15 protein-coding genes are annotated in these 15,350 nt (G+C 53.7%); 5 read left to right on the forward strand and 10 right to left on the reverse strand.

The features are described from left to right. The first annotated feature begins 35 nt into the window (after positions 1-35). Entirely contained in the window at positions 36-1,274 is a 1,239-nt protein-coding gene (locus VHE34_RS11375; RefSeq protein ID WP_325587873.1) for a BamA/TamA family outer membrane protein, read from the forward strand. Here VHE34_RS11375 and VHE34_RS11380 read toward each other — a convergent pair. Then, positions 1,271-2,290, reverse strand: a complete 1,020-nt coding sequence (locus tag VHE34_RS11380; protein WP_325587875.1) for an aldo/keto reductase — start codon at positions 2,288-2,290, stop codon at positions 1,271-1,273. The genes VHE34_RS11375 and VHE34_RS11380 overlap by 4 nt on opposite strands. Positions 2,291-2,369: 79 nt before the next feature. After that, a complete protein-coding gene (locus VHE34_RS11385) occupies positions 2,370-3,290 on the reverse strand; it encodes a helix-turn-helix transcriptional regulator (RefSeq protein WP_325587877.1) in 921 nt (306 codons plus the stop codon). A 35-nt stretch (positions 3,291-3,325) separates the two neighbouring features. Between VHE34_RS11385 and VHE34_RS11390 the strand changes: the two genes are divergently transcribed. Beyond that, the gene (locus tag VHE34_RS11390) at positions 3,326-4,042 is read left to right on the forward strand and encodes a DUF1080 domain-containing protein (RefSeq protein ID WP_325587879.1); all 717 of its coding nucleotides are present in this window, start codon (positions 3,326-3,328) and stop codon (positions 4,040-4,042) included. A 223-nt stretch (positions 4,043-4,265) separates the two neighbouring features. On the opposite strand, the gene VHE34_RS11395 is transcribed toward VHE34_RS11390, so the two are convergent. Beyond that, entirely contained in the window at positions 4,266-4,454 is a 189-nt protein-coding gene (locus VHE34_RS11395; RefSeq protein WP_325587881.1) for a hypothetical protein, read from the reverse strand. 42 nt (positions 4,455-4,496) lie between these two features. On the opposite strand from VHE34_RS11395, the gene VHE34_RS11400 reads away from it, so the two are divergent. Then, positions 4,497-4,667, forward strand: coding sequence for a hypothetical protein (locus VHE34_RS11400; protein WP_325587885.1), 171 nt, complete (start codon positions 4,497-4,499; stop codon positions 4,665-4,667). A gap of 152 nt (positions 4,668-4,819) precedes the next feature. On the opposite strand, the gene VHE34_RS11405 is transcribed toward VHE34_RS11400, so the two are convergent. The 5 genes from VHE34_RS11405 to VHE34_RS11425 all read right to left on the reverse strand — a co-directional run bounded on the left by VHE34_RS11405 (position 4,820) and on the right by VHE34_RS11425 (position 11,303). Next, positions 4,820-5,923 carry a zinc-dependent alcohol dehydrogenase family protein gene (locus VHE34_RS11405; RefSeq protein WP_325587888.1) on the reverse strand — a complete coding sequence of 368 codons (1,104 nt, stop codon included), beginning with the start codon at positions 5,921-5,923 and terminating at the stop codon, positions 4,820-4,822. A 157-nt stretch (positions 5,924-6,080) separates the two neighbouring features. Beyond that, on the reverse strand, positions 6,081-7,145 hold the full coding sequence (locus VHE34_RS11410; RefSeq protein WP_325587890.1) for a class I fructose-bisphosphate aldolase: 1,065 nt from the start codon (positions 7,143-7,145) through the stop codon (positions 6,081-6,083). 105 nt (positions 7,146-7,250) lie between these two features. Next, entirely contained in the window at positions 7,251-8,318 is a 1,068-nt protein-coding gene (gene fbaA, locus VHE34_RS11415; protein WP_325587892.1) for a class II fructose-bisphosphate aldolase, read from the reverse strand. 64 nt (positions 8,319-8,382) lie between these two features. Further along, positions 8,383-9,486, reverse strand: coding sequence for a hypothetical protein (locus tag VHE34_RS11420; protein ID WP_325587894.1), 1,104 nt, complete (start codon positions 9,484-9,486; stop codon positions 8,383-8,385). A 455-nt stretch (positions 9,487-9,941) separates the two neighbouring features. Continuing rightward, a complete protein-coding gene (locus VHE34_RS11425) occupies positions 9,942-11,303 on the reverse strand; it encodes a pyridoxal-phosphate dependent enzyme (RefSeq protein ID WP_325587896.1) in 1,362 nt (453 codons plus the stop codon). Positions 11,304-11,354: 51 nt separating this feature from the next. On the opposite strand from VHE34_RS11425, the gene VHE34_RS11430 reads away from it, so the two are divergent. Further along, positions 11,355-13,601 (forward strand): Tex family protein, encoded by a 2,247-nt coding sequence (locus VHE34_RS11430; protein ID WP_325587898.1) that lies wholly within the window; start codon positions 11,355-11,357, stop codon positions 13,599-13,601. Between the two features lie 11 nt (positions 13,602-13,612). Here VHE34_RS11430 and VHE34_RS11435 read toward each other — a convergent pair whose 3' ends face one another. Together VHE34_RS11435 and VHE34_RS11440 are read right to left on the reverse strand one after the other, a co-directional pair. Then, on the reverse strand, positions 13,613-14,146 hold the full coding sequence (locus tag VHE34_RS11435; RefSeq protein ID WP_325587900.1) for a hypothetical protein: 534 nt from the start codon (positions 14,144-14,146) through the stop codon (positions 13,613-13,615). A gap of 37 nt (positions 14,147-14,183) precedes the next feature. Next, on the reverse strand, positions 14,184-14,771 hold the full coding sequence (locus VHE34_RS11440) for an RNA polymerase sigma factor (protein ID WP_325587902.1): 588 nt from the start codon (positions 14,769-14,771) through the stop codon (positions 14,184-14,186). Positions 14,772-14,924: 153 nt separating this feature from the next. Between VHE34_RS11440 and VHE34_RS11445 the strand changes: the two genes are divergently transcribed. Continuing rightward, complete coding sequence (locus VHE34_RS11445; RefSeq protein WP_325587904.1) at positions 14,925-15,338, forward strand: DUF6249 domain-containing protein; 414 nt, start codon at positions 14,925-14,927, stop codon at positions 15,336-15,338. The last annotated feature ends 12 nt before the right edge of the window (positions 15,339-15,350 follow it).

Raw genomic sequence — 15,350 nt, forward strand, 5'->3', positions numbered from 1 at the left:
CCTGAAAATAGCACAATATTGGTATTCTTGTACCTATGCCGAGAATTTTCGCTGTTATCGCCGTCCTGATCCTTTGCTGCCGGTCTTTTGGCCTGAGGGCCCAGAACCCTACCGGGACGCTCGTCCCGCCGGACAAGCTGGTGGATGATACGACGGGGCAGCGGGATATCATCGGCATCGCCCTGAAGGTCACCCATATCCATATCAAGAAGACGCCAAAGGTGCGTGGCCAGCGGGTGTATTATTCGGTCATTCCGCTGGGCAGTTCGATCCCGGGGGGCGGCGAGGCGCTGATCACCTCGACCAATGCCGCATTTATGTTAGGTGACCCTAAGAATACCTTTCTTTCCAATGTGACCTTCAGCCCCAGTACGAACCTGCGAGGGGAATGGAATATCCCTTTCCGGTCGAATATCTGGTCGCCGGGCAACCGATGGAATTATAGCGGCGATTACCGGCTGACGTTCTATCCGCAGTTTACCTGGGGGTTGGGGGGAAATACGGCGCCGAGCGATAAGATACTTGTGCGGTATACCTATATCCGCTTCTATCAAAACTTCCTGCGGCGGATCGCCAACAAGCCGTACCTTTTTGCGGGCATTGGCTATGACCTGGATTATCACATCCATATCCGGCCGAAGAACGATTCCATCGATATCACGAAATTCACGGGGTACAAATATGGAACGGGTAACCATACCAATTCCTTTTCTTCCGGTATTACCTTCAACCTGCTCTACGACAGCCGGAACAACCCCCTGAACCCGTTGCCGGGATGGTTCTACAATGCAGTCCTGCGGGTGAATCCCAAGATCCTGGGGAGCCAGACGAACTGGTATTCGTTGTATTTCGATGCGCGGAAATATCTCAGCTTTGATCCGGATAGCTGGAACGTGCTGGCCTTCTGGTCGTACCTGTGGACGACGATGGGGTCGAACGCGCCTTATCTCGATCTGCCGGCGATCACCTGGGATGCGAACCAGCGTAGCGGCCGTGGGTTCTATCCCAGCCGGTATACGGGACGGACGCTCTGGGACTTCGAGACGGAGTATCGCCGGAGTATTACGAGGGATCAGTTGCTGGGATTTGTGGTATTCGGGAATATGAACTCGGTCACGGAGCCCGGCACCAGTCAGTTTGCCTATCTGCATGCGGCGGCGGGCGCCGGACTCCGGATCAAGTTCAACAAGCATTCGGGTACGAATTTCTGTATGGATTTTGCGGCGAGCAAGGGTTACTGGTCGCTTTATTTTGCGTTGGGCGAGGCGTTTTAGCCCCTGTTTGCGGCCTGCCATTTCACCATCCAACCGGGATATTGAGCCGGAAGGGGGCTGACGGTGTCTATCTTTTGAAGATCGTCTGCCGTGAGGACGAGATCCGTGGACCGGATGTTGTCCTGTACCTGCTGAATGGTCTTTGCGCCGATGATGGTGCTGGTGATGCCGGGTTGTTGTCTTACCCAGGCCAACGCCACCTGTGCGGGACTGGCATTGTGTTGCTTCCCTATCTCTTTCATTACATCCACTGCATTGTAGGCTTTCTCTTTGTCGATCGGCGGAAAGTCGAACGCATCGCGCCGGGCGCCGGCGGTACCGCCTTCGCGGGTGAACTTACCGGTGAGGAAGCCACCGGCCAGCGGGCTCCAGGGAAAAATGGCCAGGTGATGATCTGCGGCCATCGGCGTCAGTTCATGCTCGATGTCGCGGGTGACCACGGAATAGAAGTACTGCAGGCCGATGAATTTGTGCCATTGATTGTAGTGAGCGATCGCCTGCGCTTTTGCCACCATCCAGGCCGGCCAGTTGCAGATGGCGATATAGCGGGCCTTGCCGGTGTTTACGATATCGTTTAGCGAGTGGACGATCTCTTCGAGGTCTGTCTTTGGGTCGACGCCGTGTACATACAGGATATCGATGTGATCCAACTGGAGCCGTTTCAGGCTTTGGTCGACGGAATTGAAGATATGGTAACGGGAGAGGCCCTGGCTGTTGGGCCGCTCATCCATCTTACCCAGTACTTTTGTTGCGATGACTACATTGTCGCGCTGGATGCCCAGGTCTTTCAGGGATTGGCCCAGCAGTTGTTCGGACTGTCCGTATGAATATACGTTGGCCGTGTCTATGAAATTGATGCCGGCGTCCAGAACGGTCTTCATGATATCGTTCACTTCCTTTTGCTGCAGCTTTCCGATGTTGTCCCAGATGCCGGCATTCTGTCCGCCAAAGGTCATGGTGCCGAAGCAAAGTTCGGAAACGAGCAGGCCTGTGTTGCCTACATAATTGTACTTCATGGTTTGATTTTTTGTAGGGCAAAGTTCGGGTGGGCCGACCGGTGATCCATGGCCTCAATCAAACAATAAATAGCAAAAATCAAACAATTTCCTTCATGCGGTAGGCTTTTGGCGTTTGCCCGGTATTCTTTTTAAAGAAGGAGATGAAATGGGATGGCTCTTCGAAGCCCAGGCAATAGCCTATCTCTGCAATATTCCAGTCGGTGTGTTTCAGCAAGGTGGCGGATTCGCGAACGATGCGGTCGGCGATGGATTGGGAAGTGGTCTGACCGGTGACTTCTTTCAGGGCCCTGTTGAGATGGTTGATGTGTACGGAAAGGTGAGTGGCGAAATCCGCGGGGGACCGCAGCTGCATGGATTGGCCGGCCGATTCGATCGGGAACTGGCGTTCGAGCAGCTCCACGAACAGGGAAGCGATGCGGGTGTTGGCGTTGCTTTCTTTAAAAAGGGTAGCCTCCATCGGCGTCATCCGCATGGCCTTGTGCATCAACTCAAGGGTCAGGGCCCTTATCAGGTCGTATTTATATTTGTATTCCGTCCGGATCGCCTCGAACAACTGTTCAAACAAGGAGCGGAAGCCGGTCAATGATTCTTCATCCAACAGATATACCGGGCTGACGCCGGGTTGAAAAATGGGGTATTCTTTGAAGTTGCCGAAATGCGAAAAGAAGGCTTCGGTAAAGATGCAGAAGCACCCCTGTTGGTTGTCATCCAGCGGTTCCCATTTATAGGGGATCATGGGGTTGGAAAAAAGCAAAGCGGCCTTTTCTATTTCGATGGTCTTGTCTGCATAGTGGTACCTGTTCCGGCCGATGATCAGGCTGATCTTGTAATAGTTCTTGGGCATGTAGGGCAATGGTTTCTGCTGAGGCCCCAGGAACTCCTTTATGCGAAAGGCGTTGAAATGCCCGATCTCCTTTTTCAGGTCGTCCGGCATCCAGTTGAATTTCCGTTGGTAGAAATCTTCGACGCCTTCGATCGGGTTGTATCTTGTTTCCATATATTGCAGTGCAAAAATAGCAAAATTCAAACACGATGCGTAACCATTTGATCAAGACTACCGCCGCGCTTTTGATCGCGGCCTGCGTGCTTGTTTCCTGTGGAGGGAAGCGGGACAACCAATTGACGAAGGATGAGAAGAAGGAGGGATTTGTATTACTTTTTGACGGCCGCTCGATGGCTGGCTGGCATTTGTACAACAACTATAAATCCGCGACCTGGTCGGTGAAGGACGGGGAGCTTGTCTGCGGTCCCGACAAGCGGTTGGAGCATGGAGACTTAGTGACGGATAAGGAGTATAGCAACTATGATCTGCGATGGGACTGGAAGATCAATAAGGAGGGCAACAGCGGGGTGTTCATCGATGTGCAGGAAAGACCTGATATTCCGGCCACTTATGCTTCGGGGCCGGAATACCAGATGCTGGAGGTCACACATGCCGACAATGCCAATCCGCTGAAGCAGTCGGGGTGTATTTTCAACCTGACAAAACAAATGAACCCGGCCGGCGCGACCAAGGCGGGCGAGTGGAATGAGTCGAGGATTGTGCAGAAGGACGGAAAGGTCGAGTTCTATCTGAACGGCGTGCTGACGACAAAACAGGATTTCCGTGCTTCTGCCTGGATCGATTCGATCGGCAAGACGCATTTCAATACTTATCCTGAGTTTGGAAAGCATGTGAGCGGTCACATTGCTTTGCAGGATTGGTTCAAGGCGGTTTCCTTTAAGAATATACGGATCAAGGAGCTATAGCTTAAAATAGTGGCCTTGATCGAGATCGGCGAGCAGCGACGAGTGGGTTGGGCGCCAGCCGAGCCATTCGCGGGTCTGTTTGCTGGAGGCGGGGACGTCGAGGGCGAAGAAGTGGGCCATCCAGCCAAAATGTGTTGCGGCCTCTTCGGGGGATTTTGAGACAACCGGGAGATTTAGATGCCGGCCGATGAGCTCAGCGATGTGCTTTGTCGGGACTCCTTCATCATGGACGGCGTGGTAGTGTGGTTGCGGCGCGCCTTTTTCCAGTGTCGTGGATGAAGGCGGTGTGGATAACGCCGTCGGATGCGGCGGCGCCGCCTTTCAGGCTGTTGAGATCTTCGATGGAGCCGCGGTGGACTTCCGCGCCGGCGGCGACTACTTGGTGTTGGCGGGAGCCTTGGGCCAAGGACATTTGACACAATTTTGCGCGGTGATTTGACCTTACCTTTGTAATATGTTCGAGAATTTCGAAGCGTATGTCAGGAGCCAGGGGGCTATTTCGGATGAGGAGTTCAGGCTGGCGCTTGCAAAGGCGGTTCCGCGAAAAATCCGCAAACGGCAGCTGCTGCTGCGGGAGGGGGAGGTCTGTCAGCATAAGATATTTGTTTCCAAGGGCTTGTTGTAGACCTACCTATCTGGGGGTGTCGAGGGAGACGTTGAACCGGATCCGGCTTGTGCACCGGAAACAGCAAACCCGCCCGTGAGGGGGTTTGGCAATGTGGCAGGCAATGCGAAGCCTCCGCCGGGATGCGGCGGAGGCGACAGAGGGGATTATTATCAGACCGGAAGTTCTTCTTTCTTTTTTGCGCCGGCGGCCAGCAGTGGGCTGGTGACCTCGGCATTGATGATGACCTTTATGGCTTTTTCCTGGCTTGCATTCCCGAAGACCTTATAAGCCTGCAGGATATCTCCCAGTGTGAAGTGGTGGGTGATCAGCTTTTTCGGCTGCAGTTTGCCGCTGAGCACATTCTTCATCAGCATTGGGGTCGTGTTGGTACTGACGAGGCCGGTGGTGAGTGTGATATTTTGGATCCAGAGTTTCTCCAGTTGAAGATCGACGCTGTGGCCATGTACGCCCACGACTGCGACGTGGCCGGTGGGCCGGACGATACGCTGGCAGATGTCGAAGGTGGCGGGAAGTCCAACGGCTTCGATGGCTACGTCCACGCCGTCCTTTGTTTCGGCCATGATCTTTTGTACCGGGTCTTCGTTGGCGGAATTGATGATATCGGTTGCTCCGAAGGTCTTTGCGGTGGCGAGACGATTGGCGTCGAGGTCGATCATAAAGATGCGGGCGGGGGAATAGAATTGTGCGGTGAGGAGGGCCGACATGCCGATGGGGCCCGAGCCGACGATCGCGATCGTGTCGCCCGGTTTCACCTGTCCGTTCAGCACCCCGATCTCATAGCCGGTAGGGAGGATATCGCTGAGCATGACCAGTGCCTCTTCATCGACATTGGCGGGGATGTGATGAAGGCTGTTGTCGGCATGAGGGATACGGACATATTCTGCCTGGGTGCCATTGATGAGGTGTCCGAGTATCCATCCGCCGTCCTCACAATGGGCATAGCAACCTTTTTTGCAATATTCGCAGGTGCCGTCGGAGGTGATACAGGAGATGAGGACATGGTCGCCTTTGCGGAAATTCCGGACAGCGGCTCCCACTTCCTCGACGATTCCCACGCCTTCATGACCGAGGGTCGTGCCGGGTTTTACGTCGGGGACTTTTCCTTTGATGATGCCGAGGTCGGTCCCGCAGATGGTTGTCCGGGTCATCCGGATCAATGCGTCGGTGGGTTTGTTGATCTGGGGCACCGGCACTTCCTTTGCTTCGATGTTTCCTGGTCCGCCATAGACAAGGGCTGTCATCTTTGATTTCATATAAATTGATTTATAGGTGATAAATAGAGGCCGGTCAAGGTACGACGGGTGTCGTTGTTTGATGATGATGGGAATCATTGCGATAACTGATAGTGGTCAAAAAAAGAAAGGCCCGCCTGGGAGGCGGGCCGTGGTCCATTGCTGAATCGGGAGAATATTATGCGATGGTGATGTCTTTATCAAGGTAGACGTCCTGCACCAGCTGGATCAATTCGACTCCTTCTTTGAAGGGGCGTTGGAAGGCTTTACGTCCCATGATCATGCCCATGCCGCCTGCGCGTTTGTTAACGACGGCGGTGAAGACTGCATCTGCATAATCGGAATCGCCTTTGCTCTCGCCGCCGCTGTTGATGAGACCTACGCGGCCGCTATAGCAGTTGATCACCTGGTAACGGGTGAGATCGATGGGGTGGTTGTCGGGGTGGGTCATCTTTGAATAGACGAGCGGCGAGGTGCGACCATGCCTGGTGGCGAGGTAGCCGCCGTTGTTGGTCGGAAGCTTCTGCTTGATGATGTCCGCGCGGAGGGTGACGCCGAGGTGGTTGGCCTGGCCTGTGAGGTCGGCGGAGGTGTGGTAGTCGACGCCGTCTACCTTGAAGCCTGCGTTGCGGGTGTAGCACCAGAGGACCGTCGCCATGCCGAGCTCGTGGGCGATCTCGAAGGCTTCGGCAATCTCTTTCAGCTGGCGATCGCTTTCGGCGCTGCCCCAGTAGACTGTGGCGCCGACGGCGACGGCGCCCATGTTCCAGGCCGCTTTCACGGTGCCGAACAGGGTCTGGTCGTACCGGTTGGGGAGGCTGAGGAACTCGTTACCGTTGATCTTTACGAGGAAGGGGATGCGGTGCGCATATTTGCGGCTCATGATGCTGAGGACCCCAAAAGTGGAGGCTACGGAGTTGCAACCTGCTTCGACGGCGAGCTTGATGATATTTTCAGGATCGAAGTACATGGGATTGGCGGAGAAGGAAGCGCCTGCGCTGTGTTCGACACCCTGGTCGACGGGGAAGATGGAGAGATAGCCGGTGTTGGCGAGGCGACCATGGCCCAGCAGGACCTGGATGCTTCTCAATACCTGGTTGTTCCGGTCGGAGTTCGTCCAGATCTCTTCCACGTGGTTGGGCGAGGGAAAGGCGCTGAGTGTTGTCTTGTCGATGACGGGCTTATGATCGAGGAGAAAGGAGGCTTTATCGCCGAGGAGGTCGAGAATTTTTTTGGACGCCATTGGAAAATGATTTTATAGTATCGCAATTTACCGCTCCTGGGGCAAAAAGACAAAAATGCCCCTTATGGGGGCATCTTTGTCGATAAAATATCTAATTAATAGTATCTAGGCGTTGCGGTTGACGCAGTTCAGGTCTTCGAAGGCGACTTCGAGCCGCTTGATGAAGCTTTCTTCGCCCTTGCGGAGCCAAACGCGGGGATCATAGTGTTTTTTGTTGGGCTTGTCCGCGCCTTCGGGGTTGCCGAGCTGGCCCTGGAGATAGCCTTCGTTCTTCTTGTAATATTGTTGGATCCCTTCCCAGAAGGCCCATTGGAGGTCGGTGTCGATGTTCATCTTTATCGCGCCGTAGCCGATGGCTTCGCGGATCTGGTGTTGGGGGCTGCCGCTGCCGCCGTGGAAAACGAAGTAGACGGGTTTGGGGCCGGTGCCGAGCTCTTTCTGGATATAATCCTGGCTGTTCTTGAGGATGACGGGTCTCAGCTCGACGTTGCCGGGGCTATAAACGCCGTGGACATTGCCGAAGGCGGCTGCCACGCTGAAGAGGCGGCCAACCTTGCTCAGTTCGGTATAGGCATATGCGACGTGCTGGGGTTGGGTATAGAGCTTTTCATTCTCGACGCCGCTGTTGTCGACGCCGTCCTCTTCCCCGCCCGTGACGCCCAGTTCGATCTCGATGGCCATGCCCAGGGGCTGCATGCGTTTGAAGAATTCAACGGAGGTGTGGATATTCTCTTCGATCGGTTCTTCGGAGAGGTCGAGCATGTGGCTGCTGAACAGCGGTTGTTTCTTTTCCTTATAGAATTGTTCGCCCGCATCGATCAGACCGCTAACCCAGGGGAGCCATTTTTTGGCCGCGTGGTCGGTATGGAGGATGACGGGGACGCCGTAATATTTCGCGACGTTGTGGATATGCAGCGCGCCGGAGATACCGCCTGAAATATTCCCCTGCAGCTTGTCGTTGGGCATCCCTTTTCCGGCGATGAACTGGGCGCCGCCGTTGGAGAACTGGATGATGACCGGGCTATTGACCTTTGCCGCCGTCTCGAGGGTGGCGTTGATCGTGTTTGTGCCGATGGTGTTTACGGCGGGTAAGGCAAAGTTGTTGTCTTTTGCGTCGTTGTACAGGGCTTCCAATTCTTCACCGAACAGGACTCCGGCTTTGTATTTGCTCATTCGATCGTACCGACGATTTGAGTTTTTTTGGCATATCGGCGCCGCGAAGATAAGGTCTGGCGGGCTAATCTTCGAATTTGGAGAGATTTTTTTGAAGAAGGGTGAGATTCTTTTGCAGGGTCTGTTTTAGCTGTCTTTTTACCAGCTGGCCGATCGATCTGCATTTGGAAAAGGCAGGATTTCCAAAGTAGTCGCCGAGCTCGGTCTTTAGCTGGAGCAATTTTTCGGGGCTGGACAGGGGTTTGTCCCTGGCCATGATGTTGAGCAGCTCCATCAGCCGGAACCGGGAGGAGGCGACGCGGAAGGCCATCATCGTCCGTTCTTCGGTTTGGTATTGTTCGATCGACTCCTTGTTCAGATGGGTCAGGCAAAGGTCGACGAAGGCCCTGTTCTCTTTAAAGAATTGCGGGATATAGAGGTTCCTGCGACCTTCATAGGATTGCTGATCGAAGTCGATGGCGCGAATACGGTATTGGTAGTCTTCGATATCGGGGGTGATGTCGACGACGAAGTTATACGATCGCATGTCTCCCAGCAGGCGGACGAAGCAGCGTTCGTTGAACTTGACGAATTCCTTGGCGAGCCGGATCTTGTTGGTCTGAGGGTCGTCGAGGAAGTTCCGGATGAAGAGATCGCCGGGGATGCCGGGGATATGCTCTTCCACGAGGGTGTTATGGTGGGTGTAGAAGGTGATGCGGTTGGGCGAAAGCAGGTGTTCCAGCTCCAGGCCGTAGATGCGGGAAGCATCGGCCTGTTTGATATAGTAGTGATCGTAATTGTCGTTGAATTTGTTGACGATGCGAATGCGAAAGGGGTGGGAGTTGGCGAAGCTGCAGAAGTCGATGCGTGCGACGTCGAGGTGCTTTGTGTAGCTGAGATCGCCTTCGGTCTTGAGTATGGCGTACATCTGGACGAGCCCGTCGCGGATGAAGTCCCAGTGGCGCATATCATAGAGGGCTGTTTCCCAGAGGGTGTCCTGCTGGTGTTTATCTTTCAGGGGTACGGAGTAAGTGATATGGAGCAACAGGTCGCGGTAGGATACAGGGAGCCTGACCTCCCGGCCGTGGTGTTTGAGATAGCTGCGAAGGCCTTCCGTGACCGGGAAGATGGGTTTTTTCCGGCTGGGCTTGTTGGGATCGTCGCCTGATGGGGGAGCGTTGAATTGCATTACCCGTCAAATATCGGATAATTGTGTTCAATGAAGGCCTCCTGCTAAATAGTGGTGCTCTAATCAGAAAATTTAGCAGGAGGGGCGATTCAGGTTGTTGTTCGGACGTTGGATTTTGGAGTACGTTTTAGACTTTAAGGGCCCGTATTATGGAAATGCTGACTGATCGGTTAAAATAGAAGTTGACTGATATTGGATCTCACCGGAATTTCTTAGGTATTGGCTTGATAACTTTTAACGGGAACAGGTTTAGACGATTGGTTTTTTTGGATACTGGGTGATTGATGTTATCAATCAACTTCTGAATCAAAAATAGATTGTTAAAATTGACGGGACAATAGAGGTTTTGCTTTATTTAGGCGTCGCAGGTTTTACTAACCGTTTCGTAATCATTGCATAATATAACTAGGAAGATTGCTATCCGGGTCCGCGTAGAACTACGATCCGGGGGTGGTCTATGCGCCCATGGCGTGGATGATATCGTATTTTGTGACGATGTGATAATTGCCGCTGTCATCTTTTGACAATACCGCTCCGTTCTCCCTGTTGATCAACGAACTAAGTCGTTCGAGGGGGGTATCGAAGGCAACGAGGGGATAGGGCTTTTCCATTACGTCGGCGACGGTTTTTCCCTTTATATCGGCCCCGTTGTTCATGACCCGGGAGAAGAGACCGCTCTCGCTAAGGGCGCCGATGGGCTCTCCATCCTCGAGGACGGGTAGATTTTCGATATGGTATTTTTGCATGAGCTCAAATGCTTCTCCCACTGTATTTTCCGGTGAGACCGTGATGAGGCGTTTGGCGCCGCGGCCGGAAACGATATCCTTGAAGCTCTTTACGTCGAGGAAGCCGCGTTCCATCATCCACTGATCGTTGTAGATCTTACCGACATAGCGGCTGCCGTGGTCGTGCAGGATGACCACGACAAGGTCGTCTTTCCCGAGCTTATCCTTGAGCTGCATGAGACCCTGGATTGCAGTGCCTGCGCTGTATCCGCAGAAGAGGCCTTCTTCGCGGGCGATACGGCGGGCCATGATGGCGGCATCCTTATCGGTGACCTGCTCGAAGGCATCGATCACCTTCATATCGTAGTTCTGGGGGACGAAGTCTTCGCCGATCCCTTCGGTGACATAGGGATGCACCTCGTTCATGTCAATCACGCCGGTTCGGAAGTATTTGGTGAGCAGGGAACCATAAGGGTCCATGGCCCAGACCCGGATGGCGGGGTTCTTTTCTTTCAGGAACATCGCGGTGCCTGTGACGGTGCCGCCCGTGCCGGTAGCGACGACGAGGTGGGTTATTTTGCCGTCCGTTTGCTCCCAGAGTTCCGGACCGGTGGTCTCATAGTGGGCAAGGCGGTTGGCGAGGTTGTCGTATTGATTGGCGTAGAAAGAATTGGGGACTTCTTTGGCGAGACGCTTCGAGACGGAGTAATAAGAGCGTGGGTCGTCGGGTTCGACATTGGTCGGGCAGACGATGACTTCGGCGCCGAGTGCTTTCAGGATATCGATCTTTTCCTTGGATTGTTTGTCCGTTGTCGCGAAGATGCATTTATACCCTTTTACGACGGCGGCCAGTGCGAGACCCATCCCGGTGTTGCCGGAGGTGCCTTCGATGATGGTGCCGCCGGGTTTGAGTCTGCCGTCTTTTTCGGCGACCTCGACCATTTTCAGGGCCATGCGATCTTTTGCGGAATTTCCGGGGTTGAAGTATTCCACTTTGGCAAGTACGGTGCAGGGAAGATCTTTTGTGAGTTTGTTCAAACGGATCAACGGCGTATGTCCAATCGTTTCGAGAATATTGTTTTTGATATCCATGCGATAAAGGTAGGATTTTGCCTTACATTTGCCCCCCACATTTTTTTGACTATGGAAGCCGTTTATATACAAAAGATCGCTGAAAAATTAAGCTTTAGCCTCAAACAAGTTAATAACATTTTCGATCTGCAGGCCGAAGGGGCCACGATCCCATTCATGGCGCGTTACCGGAAGGAAGCTACGGGGAATATGGACGAGGTGCAGATCAATGATGTCGTGGAACAGATCAAATATTTCTCTGAGCTGGACAAACGGAAGGAGACTGTGCTGAAGACGATCGAGGGCCTTGGGAAGCTGACGCCCGAATTGAAGGGGCGGATCGAGGGGTGCTATGACGCCACGGAGCTGGAGGATATCTACCTGCCCTATAAGCCCAAGCGGAAGACGCGGGCGACGACGGCCATCGAGAAGGGGCTGGAGCCATTGGCGAAGTTCCTTTTCGAGCAGGGTGCGGGTGATCCGGCCGAAGAGGCGGGCAAGTTTGTGAACGACCAGGTGAAGGATACGAAGGAAGCCCTGCAAGGGGCGCGGGACATTATCGCCGAGTGGGTTGCGGAGCATGAGCAGGCCCGGAACAAAGTGCGACAGCTGTTCACCGAGACCGCGGTGCTAAGCGCGAAGGTGATCGCGGCCAAGAAAGACGAAGAGGAAGCGCAGAAGTACCGCGATTATTTCGAGTTCAACGAGCCGCTGGCCGATTGTCCTTCGCATCGTATCCTGGCCATCCGGCGTGGGGAGAAGGAAGGCTACCTGTTGATGGACTTGAATATCGACAAGCAATCTGCGGTGGATGAGCTGGACCGGATCTTTGTAAAGGGCAGCAGCGCCGCGGCGGGGGAAGTGAAGAAGGCGATCGAAGATTCTCTTGACCGCCTGCTGAAATCCTCCATCGAGAATGAGTTCCGCCTGATCAGCAAGAACAAGGCGGATGAAGAGGCCATCCGGGTCTTTGCCGAGAACCTGCGGCAGTTGTTGCTGGCTTCTCCGCTGGGATCGAAGCGGGTGCTGGCATTGGACCCGGGATTCCGGACGGGGTGTAAGGTGGTGTGCCTGGATGCACAGGGAAATTTCCTGCATAACAGCACTATCTATCCGCATCCGCCGCAGCACGAAGTGGCGGCTTCCATCGCGGAGCTGAAGCGGCTGGTCGACCGGTATGATATCGAGGCCGTCGGTGTCGGTAACGGAACGGCGGGCCGGGAAACGGAGCAGCTGGTGAGGGGAATAGATTTTGGCAAACATGTAAGCATCTTTATGGTCAACGAGAGCGGGGCGTCGATCTATTCGGCCAGCGAGGTGGCGAGGGAGGAATTTCCTGACCAGGACGTCACGGTTCGCGGGGCGGTGAGTATTGGCCGCCGGTTGCTGGACCCGTTGAGCGAGCTGGTGAAGATAGACCCCAAGTCGATCGGAGTAGGGCAGTACCAGCATGATGTTAACCAGAATAAACTGAAGGACGAGCTGGATCGTGTGGTGGAGAGCTGTGTGAACCATGTGGGAGTCGATCTGAATACGGCGAGTAAGCATTTGCTGACCTACGTGTCGGGGCTCAGCGCTTCGCTGGCCAAGAATATCGTGGATTACCGGGCGAAGAATGGAGCTTTTGCCACGAGGGAGGAGCTGAAGAAGGTGAGTCTGATGGGGCCCAAGAGCTTCGAGCAGTGTGCAGGTTTCTTACGCATCCCCAATGCCGCCAACCCGCTTGACAACAGTGCGGTGCATCCCGAGTCCTATCATGTGGTGGAGTCGATGGCCACGGACCTGAATTGCAGTGTAGCGGACCTGATAAAACAGGGGGATCTGCGGAAGAAAGTGGTGAAGAAGAAGTATATCTCCGAATCGGTGGGTGAGTTCACGATCGACGATATTTTGAAGGAGCTGGAGAAGCCGGGCCGGGACCCGCGCAGTCCGATCGAAGAGTTCCGGTTCGAGGAGACGATCAAGACGATGGAGGACCTGAAGCAAGGGATGACGGTGCCGGGTATCGTGACGAATATAACGGCGTTCGGGGTATTCGTCGATATCGGGGTGAAGCAGGATGGGCTTGTGCATATCTCGCAATTGAGCAATACGTATGTCTCCGATCCCAATACGGTGGTGAAGCTGCAACAGAAGGTGATGGTGACGGTGCTGGAGGTGGATATTGCGCGAAAGCGAATTTCGCTTTCGATGAAGGGGAATAGCAGTGGCGGTGTGAAGGAAAAAAGAGTTGCAGGTCCGAAGCCTGCGACTCGTAAAGAAGAGCCTGATTCTTTCCAGGCCAAGCTGCTGGCGCTGAAGAAGAAATTCAAGGATTGATCCTATTTTGGTCAGGCGTTGAGCTGTTTTTTCCTTTGTTGCAGGTACATATCCAGCAGCATGAGGCCCGAGATGATAGCGATGAGCATAAATGCGCTGACGTAGGTGCTGTTGAAGAATTTTGAGTAATTGAGGCTGTCCAGGCGGTTGATGCCGATCTTATCGATCGATTGGTTGAGGCTATCGGGGCCTGAGGTGGAGGATGTCCATCTGAACTGGGTTATCATGAAGATCAGCATGCCGAGGATCATGGTGGCGAAGAAGGCGCCGATGCCGCGGATGACATTTTTGTTGACGTAGGCTCGTGTGGCCGGTGCTACGTGGTAGCGGGCGATTTCTTCCATGACATTCTTTGTAAAGCGCATGGAGGGGGCTTCCAGCTCCGAGCTGCTGAGCAGCTGCTGGATGTTGAGCAGCTCGCGGTGTTTTTGCTGCCATTCGCGATTGGTCGCCAGCAGTTCTTCGATTGCCGACTTCTCGGTGGGGCTGCAATGCCCGTCGATGTAATCCCAGAGACGATCTTCCATTGGTTGCTCGGTGTTCATTCGTTTGACTTTAGGATCTAAATAAAGATAGCCATTGTTAGTCACCTTGTATATCCTGTACCTCATAACTGAAATGTTTTTCCATTTTCTCTTTCAGTCGATGTCGCGCCCGGTGCAGCTTGACCTTTACGGTATTCGGCTCGAGGCCCATGATGCGGCCGATCTCTTCGAGCGACTGCTCTCCTTTATAGAAGAGCGTGATCAGTTGGGCGTCATCGGGGCTGAGGAGCCGGATGGCGGAGTTGACCATGGCGTGTTTCGACTTCTGTTCGATGGTGTTTGCGTTAAACCCTGACTCCCTGTTTTCCAATTGAGTAAGGGTGCGTTCATTATCGATCGAGGTAGTATCCAGTTTCTTCTTTCTTAGAAATGTGATGCAGCTGGTCCGGACGATGGTGTACAGCCATGTGCTGAACTTCGAATCTCCCCTGAAGTCGGCCAGGGAGCGGTAGGCCTTGACAAAGATGTCCTGGCTTATTTCCTCGGCGTCCTCCCGGATATCGGTGAAACGCAGGACCAGCGTAAAGACGTATTGCTGATATTTTTGAACCAACTGAGCGTACAGGGCCTGCTCTCCTTGCAGGATTTTCCTAATGATCTCTGTATCAGTGAGTTCAACGTGCATTACGAAGTATAAGACTACATATTGGTGTCGTAGGTTACAAAAGAAAGATACAAAAATACTTGCGGGATTTTTTACCCGCGGGGTGTAACCTGGGGATTCCGGGCGTAGTCTGAGGTAGTGTAAACAGAATTGTAAAAGCAAAACAAGAATAAGATGGAACCCGGACAATTAGTATTCGTATGGTTTATTATCTCAACCCTGGCGATCTGCGCCGTCATCCTGGGATGGCGCTACCTGCGAAATAAGGAGAATATGTCAATGATAGAAAAGGGGCTTGACCCCAACTTGAAGCCGGAGAGGCCGCGGCCGGCACCCTTCCGCAGCCTGAAATGGGGTCTGTTGATCGGCGGCGCGGGGCTGGGGTTGTTCGTCGCCTACCTGATGGATCATACCCTGTTGTACAGCTTCGGCCATGATTTCAACAAGTTCAGCAACGATGGGGAGATCAATGGCGGCAATGTACCTATCTATTTCGCCTTTATCGCGATTTTCGCGGGATTGGGGTTGATCAGTTCTTACAGGATCGAGAAGCGGGAGTTGCTCGATAAGCAGGATCGGGAGAAGTAGTTGTTAATAGTT

The sequence above is a fragment of the Puia sp. genome (assembly GCF_035546395.1).
Taxonomy (GTDB): domain Bacteria; phylum Bacteroidota; class Bacteroidia; order Chitinophagales; family Chitinophagaceae; genus Puia.

Bases quoted from the DNA above. Each gene is read 5' to 3' on its own strand.
- VHE34_RS11375 (WP_325587873.1), top strand. From the start codon at position 36: ATGCCGAGAATTTTCGCTGTTATCGCCGTCCTGATCCTTTGCTGCCGG.
- VHE34_RS11380 (WP_325587875.1), bottom strand. From the start codon at position 2,290: ATGAAGTACAATTATGTAGGCAACACAGGCCTGCTCGTTTCCGAACTT.
- VHE34_RS11385 (WP_325587877.1), bottom strand. From the start codon at position 3,290: ATGGAAACAAGATACAACCCGATCGAAGGCGTCGAAGATTTCTACCAA.
- VHE34_RS11390 (WP_325587879.1), top strand. From the start codon at position 3,326: ATGCGTAACCATTTGATCAAGACTACCGCCGCGCTTTTGATCGCGGCC.
- VHE34_RS11395 (WP_325587881.1), bottom strand. From the start codon at position 4,454: ATGTCCTTGGCCCAAGGCTCCCGCCAACACCAAGTAGTCGCCGCCGGC.
- VHE34_RS11400 (WP_325587885.1), top strand. From the start codon at position 4,497: ATGTTCGAGAATTTCGAAGCGTATGTCAGGAGCCAGGGGGCTATTTCG.
- VHE34_RS11405 (WP_325587888.1), bottom strand. From the start codon at position 5,923: ATGAAATCAAAGATGACAGCCCTTGTCTATGGCGGACCAGGAAACATC.
- VHE34_RS11410 (WP_325587890.1), bottom strand. From the start codon at position 7,145: ATGGCGTCCAAAAAAATTCTCGACCTCCTCGGCGATAAAGCCTCCTTT.
- fbaA (WP_325587892.1), bottom strand. From the start codon at position 8,318: ATGAGCAAATACAAAGCCGGAGTCCTGTTCGGTGAAGAATTGGAAGCC.
- VHE34_RS11420 (WP_325587894.1), bottom strand. From the start codon at position 9,486: ATGCAATTCAACGCTCCCCCATCAGGCGACGATCCCAACAAGCCCAGC.
- VHE34_RS11425 (WP_325587896.1), bottom strand. From the start codon at position 11,303: ATGGATATCAAAAACAATATTCTCGAAACGATTGGACATACGCCGTTG.
- VHE34_RS11430 (WP_325587898.1), top strand. From the start codon at position 11,355: ATGGAAGCCGTTTATATACAAAAGATCGCTGAAAAATTAAGCTTTAGC.
- VHE34_RS11435 (WP_325587900.1), bottom strand. From the start codon at position 14,146: ATGAACACCGAGCAACCAATGGAAGATCGTCTCTGGGATTACATCGAC.
- VHE34_RS11440 (WP_325587902.1), bottom strand. From the start codon at position 14,771: ATGCACGTTGAACTCACTGATACAGAGATCATTAGGAAAATCCTGCAA.
- VHE34_RS11445 (WP_325587904.1), top strand. From the start codon at position 14,925: ATGGAACCCGGACAATTAGTATTCGTATGGTTTATTATCTCAACCCTG.